Source organism: Nocardia aegles, from assembly GCF_052545135.1.
In genome coordinates this window covers 743,261-764,164 of record NZ_JBQWRI010000001.1, presented here as the reverse complement: position 1 = coordinate 764,164, position 20,904 = coordinate 743,261, and the positions used below count along the sequence as shown (strand labels likewise).

Genomic DNA, 20,904 nt, shown 5'->3' with positions numbered 1-20,904 from the left:
GTCGGCCGTCCGGTACGGAAAGCGGTGGTCAGCGGAATGCGTCGAGCCGCCAACCGTCGGGTGTGCGCACGACGGTGGCGATCACCGTCGCGGGTGGCAGTGGCTCCTTGCGTCCGTTCGGATAGACGACGGTCTGCTCGATCCCGATCTTGAACTGCTGGACGTTCGGGTCGCTGAGGGTGGGTGCCTTCTCACCGGAGGCGAACGTGAAGGCTTCCACGTGCGCCCCTTCCTTCGCCCAATCCGCCCACTGCAGTGTCGACTTCGGCGTCTCCACCGCGGTCGGCGTCGCATCCAGCATACGAATCAGACTGGGGCCGAGAAACTTCCGCGCCCGACGCAGGGAATCGCCCTGGGCCTCGCCGGCGGGCTGCCAACTGTAGATCTCCCGCAACGCCGCTACCGCGACGCCGTCCGGGGTCACCGGATCGGGGGCGGGCACACCCTCCAGCAACCGGGGTGTGGACGTAGCAGCGCGCGCCGCATCGGATCCCGAGTCCGCGCGGTCCGCCCGGCCACAGGCCGCGCCCAGCACCGCGACGCCCACCACCAGCATCACCACCAGTTTCGCGCCTGCATTCGCTCTATCCATCCAGGCTAACCGCACACCAGGGCGTCGCGGCAGTCCCGCCGCCGTGTGTTCGCGCCCGGGAACGCTCACAGCACCCTCCTCGCCCGTCCGTCTCCTGGCAGCGCGACTTCCGATACGCCACCGCCGGATCGGACGTCCGCGCCGGGCACCGACTGGATCATCCGCCCGTTGCCCGCGTAGACGCCGACCTGCGCGGGTCCACGCGGACCGAACGAACTGAACACCAGATCTCCCGGCCGCGCTGTGCTCATCGGCACTTCCGCGCCCGCCTCCCATTGCTGTTCGGCCGTGCGCGGCAATGTCACCGTGCCGGAAGACGCCGCGAACACGGCCGCCGCGGTCAGGCCAGGTCCGTCCAATCCCCCGCCGCTCGGTCCTTGCGGCCCACCGCCGCCCCAGACATAGGGGGTGCCCAGCCATTCGTGCGCGGCCTGGACGATCTGGTCGCCGGGCGAACCCTGCCCGGGGGTGAACCGGCCGAGCGAACCCGGCGCTCGGTATTGCGCTTCCATCGTGAGGATGTTGCGCACGTAGGGCTGGGTCTCGGCGTAGTGTGCGGCGAGCTGGTTCGGCATGCCACCGGAGGCCAGCACCGCGCCCTCACCCGCGTTGTACGCCGCCAGCGTCAGCGCGACGATGTCGCCCTGCACCCTGCCCTCGGCCTGCCACCGCTGGATCTGGTGCGCGATCGCGCACATGTAACGCCCCTGACCGATGATCGCGTCTCCGTCGTCCCACACACTGGCCACACCGTTGCCGTCGGCATCGATCACGTACGGCTGTCCGTCGTCGGGATCGATACTCACCGCGGTGCTCGGCAGGAACTGGGCCAGGCCCTGCGCACCGGCCGGCGAGGTGGCGCCGCGCCGGAAACCGGATTCCTGTCTGCCCTGCGCGGCCAGCAGCGACGGCGTGATCTGGGGACAGATCGATCCTGCGCGGCGGTACCAGATCTCCAGTTCCTGCGGCACCTTGCCCGCGGCGAGCGCGCCACCGGCGGTGCCGAAGCCGAGGCTACAGCGCGGATCACCGGAATAGGCGTGCGCACCGCCGACATCCGGGGTCGGCGCGCCGTCCAGCCAGGGCATCGGGTCGATCTGCCGTCCGCCGGTGAACCGGCCGCCCGGGACGATCTCGAAATGCAGATGCGGACCGCTGGATTCGCCGGCCGAACCGACCGCGCCGATATGCTGGCCCGCGGTCACCGTGTCACCCGCCCGGACGAAGACGCCGGAGTCCCACATGTGGCCGTACACCGCCGAGTACGAGCGGCCGTTGGTGTCCACCGAGTCGACGACGATCCAGTTGCCGAATCCGGACGCCGGACCAGCGGCGACCACACGGCCGTCGGAGACCGAGAAGATGGGCGTGCCGTCCGGCGCGGCCAGGTCGACGCCCTTGTGCGCGCCGCCCCGCGAGCCGAACGTGTCCGACACGGTGAAGGTTCCGGTGGCCATCGGCAACGTGCGGCGCAGTGGGCCTACTCCAGCGGCGAGCGAAGGCGTGGCGGTCGCGGCCGGATTGGTGGTCCGGCTCGCGCCCGGACCGGTGGTCGCGGCGGCGCGCCGATCGCCCGGAGGGTAGCCGCCCAGCTGCGGAAGCGCGGACTGGGAGCCGAGCACGGAGCCGCCCTCACAGGCGTCGTCGACGGCGGGCATGACGATGACCAGCACAATGGTCATCAGGCCGAGCACCGCGCCCAGCGCGGTCCACAACACCGATTTGCCGCTCACCGCCGCACTCCGGCATCGTGCCGCGCGCAGCCCCGGTTCACGTGCGGCGCCGAGTCTCGTTGAGGGTGTCGGCCAGCGTGCGGTTCATCTCGGCGGCGGCCGCCAACTGCTGTTGCAGCAGTGCGACCTTGCGCCGCAGCGCGGTGGCGTCCATTCGCTCGAGACTGGGGCCCTCGGCCGCGCGAACCCAGTTCCGCACCGAGTTCGTGTGCACACCGATCTGTTCGGCGACCACGCGGCAGGCCTCCGATTCGCTGCGCAACTTGCCGGTCAACGCGATGACCTGCTCGACCGCCGCTTGCCGCACCTCCGGCGAGACACGACGATAGGACCGGTGCGGCATCATGCGGCACTCCCCGGTGAATCCGTTCCCCGCGAGACCGATTCGGTGAACTCACTGAACCGCTGGTTGGTGTCGTGGATCCCGCTTTCCTTCTCCGACAGCGTGAATTCCATGTGGAACGGGATGCCGGGCCGGCGATCCTCACCGATCTTCAGCAGGAATTTACCGGTGCCGGGCGGGGAGGGCCGCTGCTGTCCCGGTTTGAGTGCCTCGCCGGTCAGCGCTTGCGGTGCCGACCATCCGGTCACCATCTCCTCCTCGGCCGATGTGAACGGAACGGTGCTGTCCAGCCGTTTGATCTCCTCGGCCGGGAGCGCGCCGAAGATCTTGGCGCGCGCCCGCTCGAGGAAACCGAGCGCCTTCGCGATGGCGGCTTCCGATCCGAGCGCCTGCAGGTCCTTGATGGTGTGGCTGATCATGATCAGCGCGGTGGCGATGCCGCGCTGCAATCGGGTGAGCTCGTCGACGCGGTCGACCATGAAGTCACCGAGGCCGAGCACCTGCCACAGCTCGTCCATCACCACTTGGAAATACCGCTGCGGGCCGAGTTTCGCGTCGGCGAGCACGTGCGCGGCCTCCACCGAGGCGAACCCGTCGGCCCAGCAGGCCAGCATGACCGCGGCCTTGAGCTTCTTGTCGCCGGTCGGGATGTGCGAGACGTCCATGCATACCGCGACCGCGCTGGTATCGATCGGCACGGTGGTCTGGCCGTTGAACACCGCGCCGAACGGTCCCTGGGTGAGCGCGCGTAGGGAGCGGCGCAGGCCCTTGATCGCCTCCTGGTATTCCGCGACATCGTCGGCGCCCGCGTCCAGCATCAGTTCCTCGCCGCCACCGACGATCACCTCGAGCAGGTTCTCCATGATCGGCGGCTTGTCCGGCGTGTACCCGCTGCCGGGCCGATAGAGGATGCGCAGTGCGGTGGAGATCAGTGTCTCCTCGTAATCGCGGACACGGTCGCCGCGTACCAGTTCCACTAGGCCCGCGATCAAGGTCACCTGCCTGGCCCGCAGGTCCTGCAACACCTGCAGTTGCAGCGCCGGGAACTCTTCCAGTCGCGGTACGACCGCGCCGAGCACGCCCGCCGCGAGCGGGTTGAGCTTGCCGTGCCCGTAACCCAGATCGATCACCTGGCCGCCGACGAGCTCGACCATCTTCCGGTAGTCCGGCTTGACGTCGGCCAGGATCAACGGCGTGATCCCCTGTGCGATGCCGCCGAGCACGATCCGGCGCACCAGCGAGGATTTACCGAAACCGTTGAGGCCGAGCACGAACAGGCTGGGCGCGGTGATGAAACTGCCGCGCATGAACCAGTTCATCGGATCGAAGCAGACCGGCGCACCGGTGTGCAGATGCGAGCCGAGGGGCGTGCCGATCAGCGGCGCGCCCGCCCCGACCGACCAGGGCCACAGGCCCGCCACCTGGGCGGTGGTGGCGCGGTACTCGACCGGGCGGCCGACCACGTTCATCCGGCCGCCACCCGGACCCGCGTAGCCGCGATCGGTGAGTTGCGCTGTGCTGCGGTCGAATCCGTCCTCGATCGTCTGCTCCGCGCGGGCCGCGTAATTGCGGCGGCGGATGTCGTCGGTGCGGACCCGGAACTGCGCCCATGCCGCCCGCAGGCCGCTACCCTCGCGGGCGATCATCTCCAGCTTGGCTCGGGTGGCGTCGTCGAGCAGCGGCGGCCCGGACTGCCTGCGCCGATCGGCTTTCGCCTTCGCGCGGCGGGCCGCTTTGTCCGTGTACGGGCTGCCCATGGCGCGGTCGGCGGTGTAGTCGACCTTCGCGGGACGTGCCACGCGGCCGTTCCTGGCATCGTTGCGATCCGGCCGCCCGGCGCCGCGCTCGGTGGCCGCATCACGAGACATGCGCGAGTTCCGCTCGGCGCGGGAGCGTTCGGTGTGCGGCCGGTCGGCGCGCACGCCGTCGGACCGGCCCGCGCCCGATCGCGCGCGCCGCTCCCCCGTCCGCCGGTCGGTCGTGTCCACGCCCAACCGGTCCTCGTCGTTCACCCGCCCCGGGTCTCGCGCGGGGCGCCGCCGCTGCGGCCGCTGTCCCCACTCGTCCCGGCCGGATTGTTCGAGCCGCCTGCGGCGCGCGTCCTCGTCCCGTTCGCGTACGGGTGGCTCGTAGTCCCGTGCCATGAATCGCTCACCCCGCCAGTGCCTTGGGAATTGTCGCGTGTTCCGGCAGGATCACCCCGCAACCGAGCGACGCCGCGAAGGCCGCCGCCTGGTAGCGGTAGCACCGCCGAATCTTCAAACGCGCCTGGGTCGACAGGTCGCGCGTGATGGCTTCGATGCGCGGAAGGTCACCGCGCAAGGGCTCGGTGATGGTCACCAGCGCCCCGAAGCGGGTCACACCGTGACCCCTGGCCTGCTCCTCGCGGGCCTGCTGAGTCGCGCCCACCCGCAGCGTCGCCGCCGCGGACACGACTCCGCGTTCGCTCTGTTGGGCCACCAACGCGTTCTTGAAATCGTCGTCGACGATCTCGGCGGCGTCAGCGGCCGAGTGCGGACGGTACACGATCGCGATACGTTTGCGTGGGACTTCGGGATTCGGTGCGAGCAGCCGCTGCAGCACCCGCTCGTCGACCGCGCCCTCGGGGGCGGCGTCCATCTCCCAGGTGACCGACCGGCCACCGTCGTGCACCAGGTGATCCCACTTCTCGTCGTGGGACACCGGGCCCGCGTCCGCCCAGTCCAGTCCATGTCCATCGGGTTCCCCCGCGGCCACCTCGAGGTCGGCTTGCGAGGCGGGATCGTAACTGCGACGGATGAACGAGATCACCTCGTCCGCCGACATGGGCTGGGCCCGCACACCGGCTTCCGCCAGTGCGGCGCAGATGCCGGGCAGGCGACGGCCGATCTCCACGGCCTCCTCGGCCGGGTTCTTGCGGCGCTCGGCGGTGGTGGCCTTGAACGTGATCGCCACCCGCGGCAGCAACTGCACCCGCTCCTGCGGCAGTTCGGTGGCCAGCTCGTACATCACCTGCTGGGCCAGTTCGGGCGCCTCCGGCCTGGTGATCGTGGAAACCTCGGTGAGCAAACGGTTTCCGGTCTCCGGCACGGTGTCGATCACCGGCACCACGGCGACGATATCGCTGGTCTGGCCGACCGAGGCGAGGAAGGTGCCCCACGCCGAGACCCACCGGTCGATCACGGGCTGATCCACCGCCTCGTGCCCTTGCGGCCACGCCCGCAGCACCACCGTGTACTGGGCGAACTGCGGCAGGTGGATCATGCCGAAGCTGTAGCCGCCCGCGTCGATTCCCTCGTACAACTTGGACGGCGCGAGCAGCCCCGGCAAGCGGGTGACACCACCGGGGATCCGGGAAAAACGGCCACCGCGGTACACGTGCTCGCCGCGACTGCGCGAGCGCATCCAGTTGAACATCATCAATCCCGTCTCGTAGCCCGAACGACCTCCGGTCCGCCACACCAGCGGGACCATCACGACGACGCCGGCGCCGCCGACGATCGCACCCCACTGGAAGCCGCCGACCATCGCGGTGATCAGCGCCGTGATCACGACCGCGAAGCCGAGCACGGTTTCCTCCCAGCGCAAGCCGAAAAGGCCCGCGCTGCGCGGCTTCTGCCAGAGTCCGTACGAGCGCCGCTCGTAGGTGTCGGTGATTGTCATCGCGGAATGGTGCTCCTCCCGAGATCGGGTGAGCGGTTCGTCCAGCGATCGCCCGCGACGTCACCCATGGCTTGGTCGGCCCGGCTCAGCCCGCCGCTCGCGGCGCGCGCCACGCCGATCCGGCCTGCCGTTCTGGCCGCTCCGGACGCTACCCCGGCCGCGCCCGCAGGTCCGGAGGCGCGCGGAGCCGCGCCGCCCTGGGGGCCGCCGCCACCACGCGGCGGGGTCGGCCTGGGCGCGCCGCCACCGCGCGGTCCGCCCGCGCCGCCCGGGCGCGGTCCGGTGCCGCTGCCGCTCACATAGCCGGCCCGGCCCGGCGCCGCCGTGCCCTTGACGCCGACCGCCTTGGTGCCCATGGCGCCGAGGGCCGCCACACCGACCAAGGTGCCGCCGGCCGCGGTGAAACCCGAACCGCCGCTGCCGACGATGGCGACGGCCGGAGTGGCCAGTCGCATGAGCGCGGGCAGCACGAATGCCACGCTGCACAACAGCACGATCGCGACCAGCATGCGCTGGGCCTGCTCACCGTCGGGCAGGCCGCTCGTCGGCGTGAGCGAGTCGACGTGGCCCGCCGTGGTGAACGCGATCATGTAGACGATCGCAGCCACCGGTTTCCACAGCATGAAGGCGATGATCCAGCCGATGAGCTTCTGATAGGACTGCTTGCCGATATTCATGCCGGAGGCCGCGGCCGCCAGCGGAAGCACACCGGCCGCGATCACCAGCAATCCCTGCCGGACGATGGCGAGCACGATCTGCGCGAGCGCGCCGAGCAGGCCCACGATCGCGATGATCAGCACCAATCCGGGCGAAAAAGCTTGCAGCTTACTGGTTTTCACCATCAGCTCGGCGAGGTCCTTGGCATTGCCGTTGGTCGAGTCGTCGATGATCCACTCCGCGAAGCGGTCCGACGCCTGCGTGCCCGCGACGATCACCGCGCCCAGCATCCAGGAGCTGAATACGACGCGGGTGAACATCCGGAACGATTCGGCCGCTTCGTTCATCGCGGCCCCGCGTCTGGCTTCGGCCAATCGCGCCCCGGACAGGATCACCGACGCGATCAACAGCAGGATCTGCGCTTGATAGGTGTAGTCGTTGATCTTGGTGAACAGCGATCCGGAATCGCTGGCCGCCTCGTTGGGCACCTTCATCCAGAAGGTCAACGCCAGGATGATGGCCTCGCCGAGACCGTTCATCAGCGAATCGACCACCTTGCCGAAGGTGGAATCCCAGGCCTTGTCCTTCACCGCCGTCGCCGCCTGGTTGGGATGCGAGGCGGCATTGCCCGCCTTGCACGCGGCCGACGCGGCGTCACCGAGGGTGAAGCCGGGCAGTCCGAGGCCGTCGAGGCTGTCGTGGATCTCGTTGCACGTATCGTCGAAGCCGTACGTCTGGCCGTAGGCCACGGTCGGAGTCGCGATCATCACTGTGAAGATGACCGCGAGGATTGTGACTAGCCGCCTCACCATTGTGTCCACCCATCGATCGAGCCGATCGTTTCGAGCGGCTGTGCGTCGCCCGCGGACGACTTCAATTTCCAGCCACCGTCACGCCATATCACGTTGAGTCTCATGGCCACCCAACTTCGCCCGCCGTGCAGGAACTCACGGGTCTTGCGGGCGACACGAACAACAGCGAAATCGTCACCATAGCTTTCGATTCGAAATGCGTCGGACGCGTACAGCAGCGGTTTGACGCGCTCCGGCAAGATGTCGGGCACTTTACCGTCGGCGATCTTGCGCTCCCGGTCGGCGAGTTCCTCGGGCGTGAGGATCACCAACTGCTGCCACAGCGTGTGGTCGGTCGGTCGTGCCACGGTCCGCCAGTAGATCTGCTCGGCGGCCAGCGCGGCGCCCTGCGGGGTCTTGGCGAACCCCGTCGGCACGCCGTTATCGATACGCGCGGGCCCATCGGTCGTCGAGAACGGAACGACCGGGCCGCCGTAGACCTGTTGCCACCCGCCCGGCTGGTTCGTCCCGCCCGGCGCGCCGGTCCGCCACTCCGGATCGGTCGGCGTCCGCGGCGCACCCGACTGCGAAAGCGCCTGTCCGGCGGGGTCGCTCGGAATATCGAAACGATGGCCGAACGAGTCCTTACCCGATCCGGCGAAAGACGACCCGGGAGTCGGCGCGCCGGAGGATTCGGCGGATGCCGGCGTGGTCCGCGGCACCTGGCCGGAAGCCGTGTCGTGGTCCCGGACCGCGAACACGGTGACGACCGCGGCCACCGCGACGGCCAGTACCGCACCGGCGCCCAGCACAGCCGGCGGCACGTGCTCGAAAGACCTCCTGCGGCTCACCATCTCGTCCACCCCTGCAACGACTCGATGTACTCGGTCTGGGGGTTGTTGGTGGTCGCGGGCTTCAGGCGCCAGTCGGCGGCGTCCCACACCATGACCAGGCGCGTCGCCGCCCACAGCTGCTTGCCGTCGATCACCGGTCCCCTGGTGGCCAGCCGGACGATGGCGAGATCGTCGGCGTAATCGTCCACTTTGAACGCGTCCGAGGCGACGAAGTAGCGGGTCACCTTCTCCGGCTGCTGTCGCGGTAGCCGGTCGTCGGCGAGTGCCTTGTCGTAGGCGGCGATCTGCTGGGCGGAGACCCGGACCTGGCGCACGTACAGGTCACGATCGGCCGGACGGGCGTTGAGCCGGTAGGTGATCTGCGCCGCGGCCAGTACCGCGCCCTGCGGGGTGTGCGAGTACCCGACGGCCAAGTCGTCCTCGATGCGCGTCGGCCCGTCGGAGGTGGAGAACGGGACGGACGCGCCGTACACCCGTTGCCAGCCGTGCGGTGCGGCGGTGCCCTCCGGCGCGGCGGTCAGCCAGTCCGGATCGCTGGGCTTGCGCTGCCGGGAGGGATCCTGCGGAAGCGGTTGCCCCGCAGCGTTGTTCGGGATGTCCACGCGCCTGCCGAGGATGTCCACCTCGGGACTCGCGAAGCCGGTGCCGCCGGAGCCTTCGGTGACGGCGGGCGCGCCTGCGACCGGATCGTCGTCACGGCTGACGAAAACGAAGATGCCGACCACCACGATGAGCGCCAGCACGGCGGCGGAGGCGACGATCCCGAAGGAGACACGGTCGCGCGCGTACGACTCCCTGTCGCTCACGTCGGTGCCTCCACTTTCACGATGTCGGTAGGTAATGCGTCGATCGAATCGATGGGTCTGACGGCCGAATCCGAGTCCGGCAGCCGTAATCTCCAGTCTTCACCGAACCACTCCACGGCCGTGTGATGCACCGCCTTCGACCTGTCGGAGTACTCGGTGTACACGTCGACGGTGGAGCGCGAGTCGGTATAGCCGGTGATCTTGTAGCCGAGCGAACGGGGGGCGAACTCCGGGCTCGCCGGGCCGGTGATCGACACTTGTACCCGATTGATCGCCCACTCGTCCTTGGCCGGACCCGGGACCAGTTCCGCGGCAGCCACTTTCGCCCACTGGGTATCGGCGGCCACCGCCAGCCGCACCGAGTGGGTCAGCGCGGCGACGGCCGCGCCGCGCGGCGAGTGCTCGAAACCGGTCGCCGCGCCATCTGCCGTCGACCGCGGCCCTTGGCCGGTGTGCGGCAGCGGCACCCCTTGGAACGGCTGCCATCGCACATCGGTGGGAGCGGCCGAGAGGTCGGGCCCCACAGGATCCGCGCCGCCGCCGCAGCCGACGGCCGCGAACAGCAGCGCGGCACCGACGACTCCGGCCGCGGGGCGGCGGATGTCACGCCGCAACGCCGCGGGGTCCGCCGGCCGCAATACTGTCGGATTCATTCCCGAGTCGTCCCCGTCCCGCTCCGCCGGCTCACGCGGGCAGAAACGCCAGGGCGATTCCCGACGCCGTGCTCGCCACTATTGCACCCAGCAGGCTCATCAGAACGCCGTGCGAGGCGTCGTTCATCGCCAGGTCACTGCGAAAGACCAGCCACAGTTTCCCCGCGGAGACGATCATCCAGGCCAGGCACACCAGAAGAACGAACCACAGCAGCCAGTTCAGCAGCTGCATCAGCGGTGCGAGAACGTCGGCGGGCATCTGCTTGTAGGCCAGCGACCCGGCCGCGAGCATGTGTACGGTACCCATCGCTGACCTCAGGTCCCGATGACCGCGTTCATGATGGTGCCCGCGCTGGTCGCGACCACGCCGCCGATCATCGCGCCCGCCACCATCTTCGGCGACTCCAGACCACCACCGGTCCACTTCTCCCAGGCGAACTTGCCGCCGGCGTAGACGATGCCGCAGATGCCGGACAGCAGGACGAACCACGTGAGATACCGCACCAGCTGCAGGATCTTCTCCGATCCAGGCGGCGCCTCGGGCGTCGGATTACCGACTTGCGCGAGTACGGTGCCGTACGTGTCCTGCACGGCGAGGAGGAGCGTGCTCATCGGGTGCCTTTCTCGAATAGTGGGTGGTGGTCGCCGGTGCGATGCGGACGTTCACTCATCGGACGGCTTGCGGAGATCCGGCGACCCGCGGTCGTAGGCGGCCTCCTCCAGTGCCGTCCGAGCGGCCGCCACGATGTCGGCGCCGAGCTCCCGGACATCGAGCGGGACTTCCTCCAGCAGGTCGAGCTTGCGTTTCCTGGGTGGCACCGGGTCGCCGGGCGACCACACCGGCAGCTGCTCCGGTTCGACCAGTGTCCACTCCTCGTACCACGGCACCTGCCACACCTGTCCGGCCAGGGAGCCGACCACGTCGCGGTAGCGCCGGATCTCCGGAGCCATCCGGCCCGGCCGGGCGGCGACGGTGATCAGGCCCAGCACGTCGGAGGGACCGGCGAAACCCGAAAGATGTTGGCGCAGAAGGTCGTGCGCGCGGGACAGACCGGCGATGGTCTCCCTGGCGACGAGGACGACGAATGGACTTTCGCGGTCGAAGACGCCGGGCCAGCGGCGGCCCGAATCCGCCGCGGGCGCAAGCACATGCGCGAGGGTACTGGCTCCCGCTCCGCCGTGCACACCCAGCAGCCAGACCAGCGGCGCACGACCGACACCCGGCACGGGGCGGTCCCAGATGGCGGCACGGCGGGACTCCGGCGGGGCGATCACACCGGCGGGCGCGGGGTCGGGCTGACGCGGAAAAATCATGGCGGCGGTCATGATGCCACCCCGGCGAGCAGGCGCCCATACGCCCGGCGCGTCTCGGTTGCCAGCGAGGCGTGCCGCACGAGTTCACCACGGGCCAGATGCGGATCGTAGGGAATCTCCCCGATCTCGCGGACCCAGCCGGACAGGTGCTCGCGCAAATGATCCGCTACCCGGGAGTCGTCGCCAGGATATTGATGCGAGACGACGATGGTGGTGTCACCGACGATGCCGCCACCATGCCCCTCCTCCGCGTCGCCGAACTGGTCGTCGAGCCATTCCAGGGCGACCCGCAGCCGGTTGGCCGCGTCGGTGCGCGCCGGAATGGCAAGCACCAGAGCGACATCCGCGTCATCGAGCAAAGGAAGCAGTTGCCGGGCGGCAATCGGATGTCCCCCGTCGTAGACGGCGGTGTATCCGGCGTCGCGCACCGCGCGGGCGACCGTGAGATAGGTCGCACGCCTGCGCAGCGGCGCGGCGTCGCGCCACAGCAGGCCGATGCCCGAGGTCGCCCGCGACAGGCACTCCTTCAACGGCGCGGGTTCGTCGTCACCGCGTCCGTACAACCAGGACTGCAAACTGACCGGGTGCAGATGCTCGTCCGCACCGCGCAGCGCGAGATCGCTACCCGCCGAGGTGGCGTCCACCGCGACAGTCGGCGTACCCCCCGAGCCGAGCTCGCCCGCCAAACCCAATGCCGTCGTCGTGGTACCCGCACCACCGCAGCCACCGACCACCAGGATCGGCCGCTGCGCCGGACGATCCGCCTCGGAGCCGTCACCCTTGCGCCGCAACCGCACCACCGGAGCCTTGGAACGCACCGGCCGCCTCGACGTGGCGCCCTCCCCGGGCGCTTCGTCGAGCCAGCGGCTCCAGTCCTCTCCCATCGCCTCTGCTCTCCTATCCGGCCCTGATACCCGTGATCAGGGTGCGGCCGTCGATCACCGCGGTGGTGACCGTCTGCCTGTTGTACGTGGCGGGGGCGCCGCCCGGCCGGTATTCGGTGACCTCCACCGAATACCGGTTGTCTGCGACCGTCACGATCCGCACGCAGTGCGTCGTGCCGATCGGGACGGAGTCGATGCCCCGCTGGATGACCCAGGCGGGCTGGACGTCGGCGTCCGGCGCGACGGCCGCGCGGGCGCGTTCCCCTGACCGTTCGACGTAGTACGCGTACTGGAACGACAGCACCGCGTCCGGCCCCGAGCCCGTGCCGCCCGGCTCCGCGCTGCGCACGATCGCGTCACTGCGCTCGGTCGGGCAGGCACCCGCGCTCACCGCGCGCGAATCGCCGCCCGCGTGCACACTTCCGACGGTGAGCTGCACCGACGCGGACACATGCGAGTCTCTGGCGAGCGCGGCGCGGTCGGCGGCGGAACGCAGCAGGAACAGCACGACCACGGCGGTGACGGCGATGGTCACCACCGCCGCGATCACGATGAGCAACAGCCGGGCCCGGCGCACCGCTGGGTGGGCGCGGGCGGCTTGCCGCAGCGCACGCGAGACCGCGGGGCGCGGCAGCTCGACCGGCTCGTGTTCGTCGTCGTCGGCCCAGGGCAACTGCGCGGGACCGGACTGCCGCGGCGCTACATAGTCGTCGTCGGGACCGGGCGCACGGCCGGTCACCACCCAATCCGACCATCCGCCGGTGAATTCGCTGCGCTGCGCCGGCAGATCCGGCGGGACCTGCTCGGGCTTGCGCCGCCACGGCTCGGCGTCGTCGCGGATGTAGTCCGGATAGCGCGAAGGCGCGTCGTCCTCCGCCGGGACGATGGTGTTCGCCTCATCCGGCTTGCCCGCTTCCGGCACACCGGTCTCCGGCTCGAGAGCGCCGTACCAGCGGGAAAGCTGTTTGTACGACTTCAACATTCCCCCATTCCCGCGGAGCAGGGCACGCAGTATCGCATCGTCGGACCCTCTCGGCGATCAGTTCGTGGAGAACGGGTAGGTGTTGGGTGTGCCGGTTCGGTCGGTGGGCGGAATCGACGTCACGCCGCTGGATGAGGCGCCATCGGCTCCTGTCCCGAACGGAAATTGTCCCGTACCGGACGAACTCGGCGTGGGAGACGCGCCGGAGCCGTCCCCGAAGAATCCGGTCGGCTGCTTCTCCAGCACCACCCTCGGCTCGGCCTTGCTGCCGAAGGCGTCGGCGACGTCGCGAGCGATCGCCGCGAACCAGTCGGCGACGAACCGGGTGGGAGCCGCACCGTCCGCCGAAACGGTCGCGCTGGTGTAAGCGGTGTGGCGCTGCACGGTGTCCCAGTACCGCACCCAGGTGGTCGTGTTCAGCAGCTCGCTGTTGTCGGTGATGTTCTGCGCCACCGCGTCGAACGCCTGGGTGACCAGGCGGACACCGGTGGTCGGCGGGATCAGCTGGGGAATCGCGCCGAGCAGTTTCGCGCCCAGCGCCAGGAGGGCGGCCGGCGGATTATGCAGACCCGCGGTGGCGAGCTCCGCGATGTTCGCCGGAGCGATCACCGTGCGCACCAGCGCCGCCACGGAGTTCACGCCGATCATGCCGACCTTCAGCAGCGCCTGCAGCGCGGCGGGTAGATTCAACGGGATGCGGGGATCCGAGGCGTCGGCGAGGCGCTGCGAGATCGACTTCCGCGGCGAGATCGACAGTCCGGCCAGCGAATTGCCCTGAATGTCGCCGTTGACCACCTCGGTCGCGGTCTTGATGGAGGTGAACGCCAGCGCCTGCGCGATCGACACCAGCGAGGCGATCGGGTCGCCGCCGCTGAGCTGGGACTGGCCCACCACGTTGGCGACCGCCTTCAGGATCGGCGCGCCGTCCGGGGCGTCGCAGGCGAGATCGCCCGCCGCGCAGAAACTCGCCACCCGACCGGTGAGCGCCCCGAAATTCGCCGCTCTGTCCCGCTCCGGGCCGATGCCGCCGCCGCTGGCGGGGGCCTGCGGCAGCGCGGCGATGGCTACCAGCCGGTCACCCGAGGTGCCCGGCGCCGGGTCCGGCGTCACCTTGCCGGGCGCGCCGGGAAACAGCGGCGCACCGGGGTTGCGCGTCGGGTCGCCGAACAACGCGACCGCGGCGACCTTGTCGGCGGGCAGCACACCACGGCCCTGGCCGATCTCCTGGGCGAACATCGAGGCGACGTGCGCGCCCTGCGAATAGCCGACCACCGCGAAGCGGCTGTTCGGGCAGGCGTCGGCGACGGTCCCGGCCATACTGCGCAGACGGGCGAGGCCGCCGGCGACGGATTCCGAATAGGGCACCGCCCCACCGGCTGTCGCACCACCGAAGCCGGATTCGTATGGCACGTACGCCCGATCGACCAGTCCGATGTCCGGAGCTTTCGCCATCATCGGGCGGAAAACGGTGGAGAGCATGCCGGTGTCGGTGGTGGGCGCCGCGTCCGGCGACGATTCACCGGTGCCCTGAATTCCCAAGGCGTACAAGGCGGGACAGGTGGCGAGGCTAATCCGGGTGGACGGACCCGCGGGATTCGGCGGCTCCGCCGCGGCGACACCGGCGGTCGCCACAGCCACGGCGAGTGCTACCAGCATCCCCGCTAGTCTTGCCGAGTATCCAGTCATAGCGATCCGCAATCGAGTCGTCTGCCGCAGCTACCTCAACGCCATGAAACGCAATAGACCGTAACAGATTCCGGCTATTACTGCCGCATCGACGGAAATCTTCCAGGACACACCGAGATGAACGCGCCACGCGGTGGCGCGTTCCGGGGAAGGGTCCGACAAGTTTCCGGCACCGCGCCCCGAATGGCAACCCCTGGAATCGAGTGGGGGCAGCCGAAAACTTGTGCGATAGGAGCTAATTGACAGCTAACGGAGGGGTGAACGCGTCACGCCGCGGAGGTGACGCGGTAGACGTCGTAGACGCCCTCCACGTTGCGCACCACATTCAGCAAATGCCCCAGGTGTTTCGGATCGCCCATCTCGAAGGTGAACTTGCTGATCGCCACCCGGTCGCCGTGCGTGGCCACCGAAGCGGACAGGATGTTGACCTTCTCGTCGGCCAGAACCTTGGTCACGTCGGACAGCAGCCGCGTGCGATCGAGCGCCTCGATCTGGATGGCGACCAGGAACACCGAGGACGGCGACGGCGCCCAGGACACGTCGATGATCCGTTCGGACTGCTCGCGCAGGGAACCGGCGTTGGTGCAGTCGGTGCGGTGCACACTCACCGCGCCACCGCGGGTCACGAAGCCCATGATCTCGTCGCCGGGCACCGGGGTACAGCATTTCGCCAGCTTGGCGACCGTGCCGGGAGCGCCGGGGATCAGCACGCCCGCGTCACCGGTGACCCGTTGCCTGCTCGGCGTCGTCGACGGCGTGGAACGCTCGGCCAGCTCGTTCTCCACGTCTCCGATCCCGCCGAGCTGCGCCATCAGCCGCTGCACGACGTGGTGCGCGGAGACTTGGTGCTCACCGACGGCGGTGTACAGCGTGGAGATGTCGGTGTAGTGCAGTTCGTGGGCGACCGCGGTCATCGCGTCGACGCTCATCAGTCGTTGCAGCGGCAGCCCGACGCGGCGCACTTCCTTGGAGATCTGCTCCTTACCGCTCTCCAGCGCCTCCTCGCGACGCTCCTTGGCGAACCATTGGCGAATCTTCGCCTTGGCGCGCGGGGACACCACGAAGTTCTGCCAGTCGCGGCTGGGTCCCGCGTTCTGCGCCTTCGAGGTGAAGACCTCGACGACCTCGCCGTTCTCCAGCTGACGCTCCAGCGCGACCAAGCGCCCGTTCACCCGCGCGCCGATGCAGCGGTGCCCGACCTCGGTGTGCACGGCGTAGGCGAAGTCCACCGGCGTCGACTTCTGCGGCAGCGTGATCACGTCACCCTTCGGCGTGAACACGAAGATCTCCGGCGACTTCAGGTCGAAACGCAGCGACTCCAGGAACTCGGCCGGGTCGGCGGCCTCCCGCTGCCAGTCCAACAACTGGCGCATCCACGCCATGTCGTCGACCTCGGCGGTGTCGCTGGAGTGTTTGCCCCTGGTCTCCTTGTAGCGCCAGTGCGCGGCGATGCCGAACTCCGCGGTGCGGTGCATGTCCTGGGTGCGGATCTGCACTTCCAGTGGCTTGCCGTCCGGCCCGACCACAGTGGTGTGCAGCGACTGGTACACGCCGTAGCGCGGCTGGGCGATGTAGTCCTTGAACCGCCCCGCCATGGGTTGCCACAGCGAGTGCACCACGCCGACGGCCGCGTAGCAGTCGCGCACCTCGTCGCACAGGATGCGGATGCCGACCAGGTCGTGGATGTCGTCGAAGTCCTTACCCTTGACGATCATCTTCTGGTAGATCGACCAGTAGTGCTTCGGGCGGCCCTCCACGATCGCGTTGATCCGGGAGGCGGCCAGCGTGTTGACGATCTCGGCGCGCACTTTCGCCAGGTAGGTGTCGCGCGAGGGCGCGCGATCGGCGACCAGCCGGACGATCTCGTCGTACTTCTTCGGGTGCAGGATCGCGAAGGCGAGGTCCTCCAGCTCCCACTTCACCGTCGCCATGCCGAGGCGATGGGCGAGCGGGGCGATGACCTCCAGCGTCTCCTTGGCCTTCTTGGCCTGCTTCTCCGGCGGCAGGAAACGCATGGTGCGCATGTTGTGCAGCCGATCGGCCACCTTGATCACCAGCACGCGCGGGTCGCGGGCCATCGCGATGATCATCTTGCGGATCGTCTCCGCCTCGGCGGCCGCGCCCAGGTTGACCTTGTCCAGCTTGGTGACACCGTCGACGAGGTGCGCGACCTCGGCGCCGAAGTCCTGCGTGAGCTGTTCGAGACTGTATCCGGTGTCCTCGACCGTGTCGTGCAGCAGCGCGGCCACCAGCGTGGTGGTATCCATGCCGAGTTCGGCGAGGATGTTGGCCACGGCGAGCGGGTGGGTGATGTAGGGGTCACCCGATTTGCGGAACTGATGCTTGTGCCGCTCGTCCGCGACGTCGAACGCGCGCTGCAGCAGCGTCAGGTTCGCCTTGGGGTACAGCTCGCGGTGCACGGTGGCCAGCGGCTCCAGCACCGGCTTGACCGCCGCGATGCCGCGCTGCCCGGTCATCCGGCGAGCCAGGCGGGCACGCACCCGGCGCGACGCCGAGGTGGGAACGGCGGAAGAGGTGCCTGGCTGGCGCGGCGGCGTCGCGTTGGCCTGCGTCGGCGGCTTCGGGGTCTGCGCGGCGTCGGTGGCGCCCGCACCGTTCGGCCGCGGGCCCGACGTCGATTGCTCGACCTTCGCCTCGCCCAGATGCTGAGTCATGCCACCACCTCTCCGCGCCTCGATCGGACCACCCTATCCGACCGGTGCAACCTCCCGGACCACCAACTTTAGTCCGGGCGAAGCACCCACGTCCGATCTGCTGACGAAGGATGCGCGCCGGGTTGTCGAGACCGAGTAGCCGGGGCAGGTGCGAAGGGGTCCCCCACCCGGCTCGCGTCGTCCCGTGGACCGGGGGCAAGTACCGTCCCCGCCATGATCGTCGCCCGTTCACTGCTGCTGTTCGCCCTCGCCGCCCTGGCCGAGATCGGTGGCGCCTGGCTGGTGTGGCAGGGCTGGCGGGAACAGCGCGGCGTCGTCTGGATCGCCGCGGGCGCGCTCGCGCTCGGCGCCTACGGCTTCGTCGCCACCTTCCAGCCGGACCCCAACTTCGGACGCATCCTGGCCGCGTACGGAGGTGTCTTCGTCGCGGGCTCGCTGGCCTGGGGCATGCTGGTGGACAAGTTCCGTCCCGACCGCTGGGATTACCTCGGTGCGGCGATCTGCCTCGTCGGAGTGGTCGTCATCATGTACGCGCCGCGCAGCTGACCGGGATATCGCCTCGATCGGCACCGACACGACTTGCGGAGGCTCCCGGCGCTGCCGAACTGACGGCGGGTCAGGTCAGCAGCGTCTCCGCCAATCCCTCCGTCGTGAGCTCCAGGCGGCGGGTCACCCCGATGTCGTCGAGGAACCGCGGATCGTGACTGACCACGATCAGCGCTCCCTCGAAGCCGGCCAGCGCCTGGGTGAGATGCTCCAGGCTGGGCAGATCGAGGTTGTTGGTCGGCTCGTCCAGCAGCAGCAGGCGCGGCGCCGGGTCGGCCAGCAGCAGCATCGCCAGCGCCGCGCGCAACCGTTCACCGCCCGACAGCGCGGCGGCCGCGACGTCGGCGTCCGCGCCGCGGAACAGGAAGCGGGCCAGCTGCGCCCGAATCCGCTCCGTGGACGCGTGCGGCGCCGTGGCGGCGACATTCTCGAACACCGACCGCCGCTCGTCGAACACGTCCAACCGCTGCGGCAGCATCCGCCACGGCACCTTCGGCCCCTCCTGGGCGATCCGCCGCAGCAGCGTCGTCTTGCCGACACCGTTGCGACCGGTCAACGCGATCCGCTCCGGACCCGACACCCGCAACGTCACCGTCGGCCCGCACGCCAACTCGACGCCGTTCAGCTCGATGACGTCCTGGCCCGGGTACAGCCGCGTGTCGGGCAGCTCCACCCGTATCTCCCGATCGTCGCGCAACAGCTCCTTGGCCTGCTCCAGCTGCTCCTTGGCGGTGTCCAGCTTTTCGATGTGGTTGTTGCGCAGCTTGCCCGCGGACACCTGTGCCTGCCGTTTGCGTTCGCCCATCACGATTTTCGGCTCTCGCTTCTGGTCCCACATCTTCTGCCCGTACCGCTGCCTGCGGTCCAGTTTGATGCGTGCCTCGACGAGTTCGCGGGCCTGCTTGCGGACATCGCTGCGCGCGTCCCGGATCGCGGCACGGGCCACTTCCTGCTCGGCGGCGACGATCCGCTCGTACTCGCTGAAATTGCCGCCGAACACACGGAGTTCGCCGTGGCGCAGCTCCGCGATGGTCGTCATCCGTTCCAGTAGCGCACGGTCGTGGCTGACTGTGAGCACCGTGCCGGAGAACTGGCCGATCACCTCGTAGAGCCGTCCGCGAGCCATCCGATCCAGATTGTTCGTCGGTTCGTCCAGCAGCAGCACATCCGGCTCGGCGAGCAACTCGGCGACCAGTCCGAGCAGCACTGTCTCGCCGCCGGAAAGGGTGTCGAGCGTGCGATCGAGATGTTGCACCGAGTCGGCGACGTAGTGCAGGCCGAGCCGGGCGAGCAACGCCAACGCCCGCTCCTCGACATCCCACTGGTTGCCCACCAGATCGAAGTCGGCCTCGATGCCCTGGCCGGTTTCGATGCGGTGCAACGCTTTTCGAACCTCCGCGATGCCGAGCACAGCGTCGACGCGTTGCCCCGCGCCGAGACCGAGGTCCTGGCGCAGATACCCGAGATGCCCGGTGACCGTGACGGACCCACGAACGGGCTTCAACTCCCCGGCGATCAACCGCAGCAAGGTGGACTTGCCCGCCCCGTTTCCACCGACCAAGCCGATGTGACCGGGGCCGACAGCGAGGTCGAGCCCCTCGAAAACGGGGGTGCCGTCGGGCCAACCGAAAGTGAGATCGGAAAAAGACAGATTGGTCATGCCAGCTCCCAGAGGTTGCGACGAGACACGGCGCGCGAACGCGGGCCGCACGGTGGCTACCTCAGATGAGCAACGGCAGAACTCCGATCAACGGGAATAAGACCTGTACAGGTTAAGCACAACTCCGACCGATGCACCAGTGCGATTCAGATCACATATCGCATCGAGAACCAGCCGCCGATGACGGCGGCGACGGGCGCGCTTCCCCGGCGACATCGCGGATCCCGGTGATCCAACCGTCGAGGTAATGTCCCACGGCGATGCGACCCGAAGCGTGATCCACGTCATCCGGTGCCGGCGAAAAGGGCGACGAAAGTCGCTGCGGCAAGGGCGGATTCGACGATCTCCGGGGAGCAGACCCGATAGACGACATCGTGTACTCGTCGTAGACCACCCGGATCCGGCGCGGCGGCTCGTCAGGCCGCATGCCGCGATCCTGACAGCGCCGCGGCTGCGGGTCGCAGATTTCGGCGGCGAGCGTGTCCCACACGCGGACTGTGTCGGCTCAGAGCTGAACGATCGAGGTCAACGGGTAGTCGCCCTGCCGGGCGCGCCCGCCGAGGAAGCCGAGTTCCAGCACCACCGCGGCCGCGGCCACTTCGGCGCCCGCCTGCTTGAACAGTTCCGCCGCCGCGGCGAGGGTGCCGCCGGTGGCGAGTACGTCGTCCAGCAACAGAACGCGACGGCCGGCCAGGTCGACACCGTTCGCGGGAATCTCCAGCGCGGCGGTGCCGTATTCGAGGCTGTACTCCCGGCTGATCACCGGCGGCGGCAGCTTGCCCGCCTTGCGGACGGCGAGCACGCCGGTGCCGAGGGATGCGGCGACACCGGCGCCGAGCAGGAAGCCACGAGCATCGACGCCGGCCACCAGGTCGGCGTCGGGTGCGCACGCGGCAAGGCAGTCGACCACGGCACGGAAACCCTCGGCGTCGGCGAAGACGGGGGTGAGATCCGCGAAACGTACACCGGCCGTGGGGAAGTCGTCGTGCCAGCGGGTCAAACGGTCCACCATCTCGGCGGCTCTGGTGGTCCGTTCGGCGGCTACATCCTCGGACTCGATCGCCGCGTGCTTGCTCATCGACACCT

The 20,904-nt window shown here is 69.2% G+C and carries 19 protein-coding genes; 1 reads left to right on the top strand and 18 read right to left on the bottom strand.

Annotated elements, in window-relative coordinates; translation table 11 throughout:
- Positions 1-28 precede the first annotated feature (28 nt).
- The 16 genes from ACT89H_RS03735 to ACT89H_RS03660 form a co-directional block, all read right to left on the bottom strand.
- Positions 29-592: a hypothetical protein gene (locus ACT89H_RS03735; RefSeq protein WP_445107029.1), complete on the bottom strand. Its 564-nt coding sequence runs from the start codon at positions 590-592 to the stop codon at positions 29-31.
- A gap of 65 nt (positions 593-657) precedes the next feature.
- Positions 658-2,325 carry a peptidoglycan DD-metalloendopeptidase family protein gene (locus tag ACT89H_RS03730; protein ID WP_445107028.1) on the bottom strand — a complete coding sequence of 556 codons (1,668 nt, stop codon included), beginning with the start codon at positions 2,323-2,325 and terminating at the stop codon, positions 658-660.
- 37 nt (positions 2,326-2,362) lie between these two features.
- On the bottom strand, positions 2,363-2,671 hold the full coding sequence (locus tag ACT89H_RS03725) for a transposase (RefSeq protein WP_067802237.1): 309 nt from the start codon (positions 2,669-2,671) through the stop codon (positions 2,363-2,365).
- Entirely contained in the window at positions 2,668-4,812 is a 2,145-nt protein-coding gene (locus ACT89H_RS03720) for a putative type IV secretion/conjugal transfer ATPase (RefSeq protein ID WP_445107027.1), read from the bottom strand. Before ACT89H_RS03720 ends, ACT89H_RS03725 begins: the two co-directional genes overlap by 4 nt.
- 7 nt (positions 4,813-4,819) lie before the next feature.
- The gene (locus ACT89H_RS03715) at positions 4,820-6,310 is read right to left on the bottom strand and encodes an SCO6880 family protein (RefSeq protein ID WP_445107026.1); all 1,491 of its coding nucleotides are present in this window, start codon (positions 6,308-6,310) and stop codon (positions 4,820-4,822) included.
- On the bottom strand, positions 6,307-7,734 hold the full coding sequence (locus ACT89H_RS03710; protein WP_445107025.1) for a hypothetical protein: 1,428 nt from the start codon (positions 7,732-7,734) through the stop codon (positions 6,307-6,309). Before ACT89H_RS03710 ends, ACT89H_RS03715 begins: the two co-directional genes overlap by 4 nt.
- 38 nt (positions 7,735-7,772) lie before the next feature.
- Positions 7,773-8,612, bottom strand: coding sequence for a DUF8175 domain-containg protein (locus ACT89H_RS03705; RefSeq protein ID WP_445107024.1), 840 nt, complete (start codon positions 8,610-8,612; stop codon positions 7,773-7,775).
- Entirely contained in the window at positions 8,606-9,418 is an 813-nt protein-coding gene (locus ACT89H_RS03700) for a DUF8175 domain-containg protein (protein ID WP_445107023.1), read from the bottom strand. Before ACT89H_RS03700 ends, ACT89H_RS03705 begins: the two co-directional genes overlap by 7 nt.
- Positions 9,415-10,071 (bottom strand): DUF8175 domain-containg protein, encoded by a 657-nt coding sequence (locus tag ACT89H_RS03695; RefSeq protein WP_445107022.1) that lies wholly within the window; start codon positions 10,069-10,071, stop codon positions 9,415-9,417. Before ACT89H_RS03695 ends, ACT89H_RS03700 begins: the two co-directional genes overlap by 4 nt.
- A gap of 31 nt (positions 10,072-10,102) precedes the next feature.
- Positions 10,103-10,378 (bottom strand): hypothetical protein, encoded by a 276-nt coding sequence (locus ACT89H_RS03690; RefSeq protein ID WP_445107021.1) that lies wholly within the window; start codon positions 10,376-10,378, stop codon positions 10,103-10,105.
- 8 nt (positions 10,379-10,386) lie between these two features.
- On the bottom strand, positions 10,387-10,683 hold the full coding sequence (locus tag ACT89H_RS03685; protein ID WP_039799032.1) for a hypothetical protein: 297 nt from the start codon (positions 10,681-10,683) through the stop codon (positions 10,387-10,389).
- A 51-nt stretch (positions 10,684-10,734) separates the two neighbouring features.
- A complete protein-coding gene (locus ACT89H_RS03680; protein ID WP_445107020.1) occupies positions 10,735-11,397 on the bottom strand; it encodes a DUF6668 family protein in 663 nt (220 codons plus the stop codon).
- Positions 11,394-12,269 (bottom strand): MinD/ParA family ATP-binding protein, encoded by an 876-nt coding sequence (locus tag ACT89H_RS03675; protein ID WP_445107019.1) that lies wholly within the window; start codon positions 12,267-12,269, stop codon positions 11,394-11,396. The genes ACT89H_RS03680 and ACT89H_RS03675 overlap by 4 nt, the downstream gene beginning before the upstream one ends.
- A 13-nt stretch (positions 12,270-12,282) precedes the next feature.
- Positions 12,283-13,251: a DUF8176 domain-containing protein gene (locus tag ACT89H_RS03670; RefSeq protein ID WP_445107018.1), complete on the bottom strand. Its 969-nt coding sequence runs from the start codon at positions 13,249-13,251 to the stop codon at positions 12,283-12,285.
- Between the two features lie 57 nt (positions 13,252-13,308).
- Complete coding sequence (locus ACT89H_RS03665) at positions 13,309-14,907, bottom strand: cutinase family protein (RefSeq protein ID WP_445107017.1); 1,599 nt, start codon at positions 14,905-14,907, stop codon at positions 13,309-13,311.
- A 296-nt stretch (positions 14,908-15,203) separates the two neighbouring features.
- A complete protein-coding gene (locus ACT89H_RS03660) occupies positions 15,204-17,612 on the bottom strand; it encodes a RelA/SpoT family protein (protein ID WP_445107016.1) in 2,409 nt (802 codons plus the stop codon).
- Between the two features lie 213 nt (positions 17,613-17,825).
- Here ACT89H_RS03660 and ACT89H_RS03655 point away from each other — a divergent pair, with 213 nt between their 5' ends.
- The gene (locus ACT89H_RS03655; protein WP_445107015.1) at positions 17,826-18,158 is read left to right on the top strand and encodes a YnfA family protein; all 333 of its coding nucleotides are present in this window, start codon (positions 17,826-17,828) and stop codon (positions 18,156-18,158) included.
- Between the two features lie 70 nt (positions 18,159-18,228).
- Here the strand turns inward: ACT89H_RS03655 and ACT89H_RS03650 are convergent, their stop codons facing one another.
- Positions 18,229-19,818 (bottom strand): ABC-F family ATP-binding cassette domain-containing protein, encoded by a 1,590-nt coding sequence (locus ACT89H_RS03650; RefSeq protein ID WP_445107014.1) that lies wholly within the window; start codon positions 19,816-19,818, stop codon positions 18,229-18,231.
- A gap of 505 nt (positions 19,819-20,323) precedes the next feature.
- Positions 20,324-20,896, bottom strand: coding sequence for an adenine phosphoribosyltransferase (locus ACT89H_RS03645; protein ID WP_445107013.1), 573 nt, complete (start codon positions 20,894-20,896; stop codon positions 20,324-20,326).
- Positions 20,897-20,904: the final 8 nt, after the last annotated feature.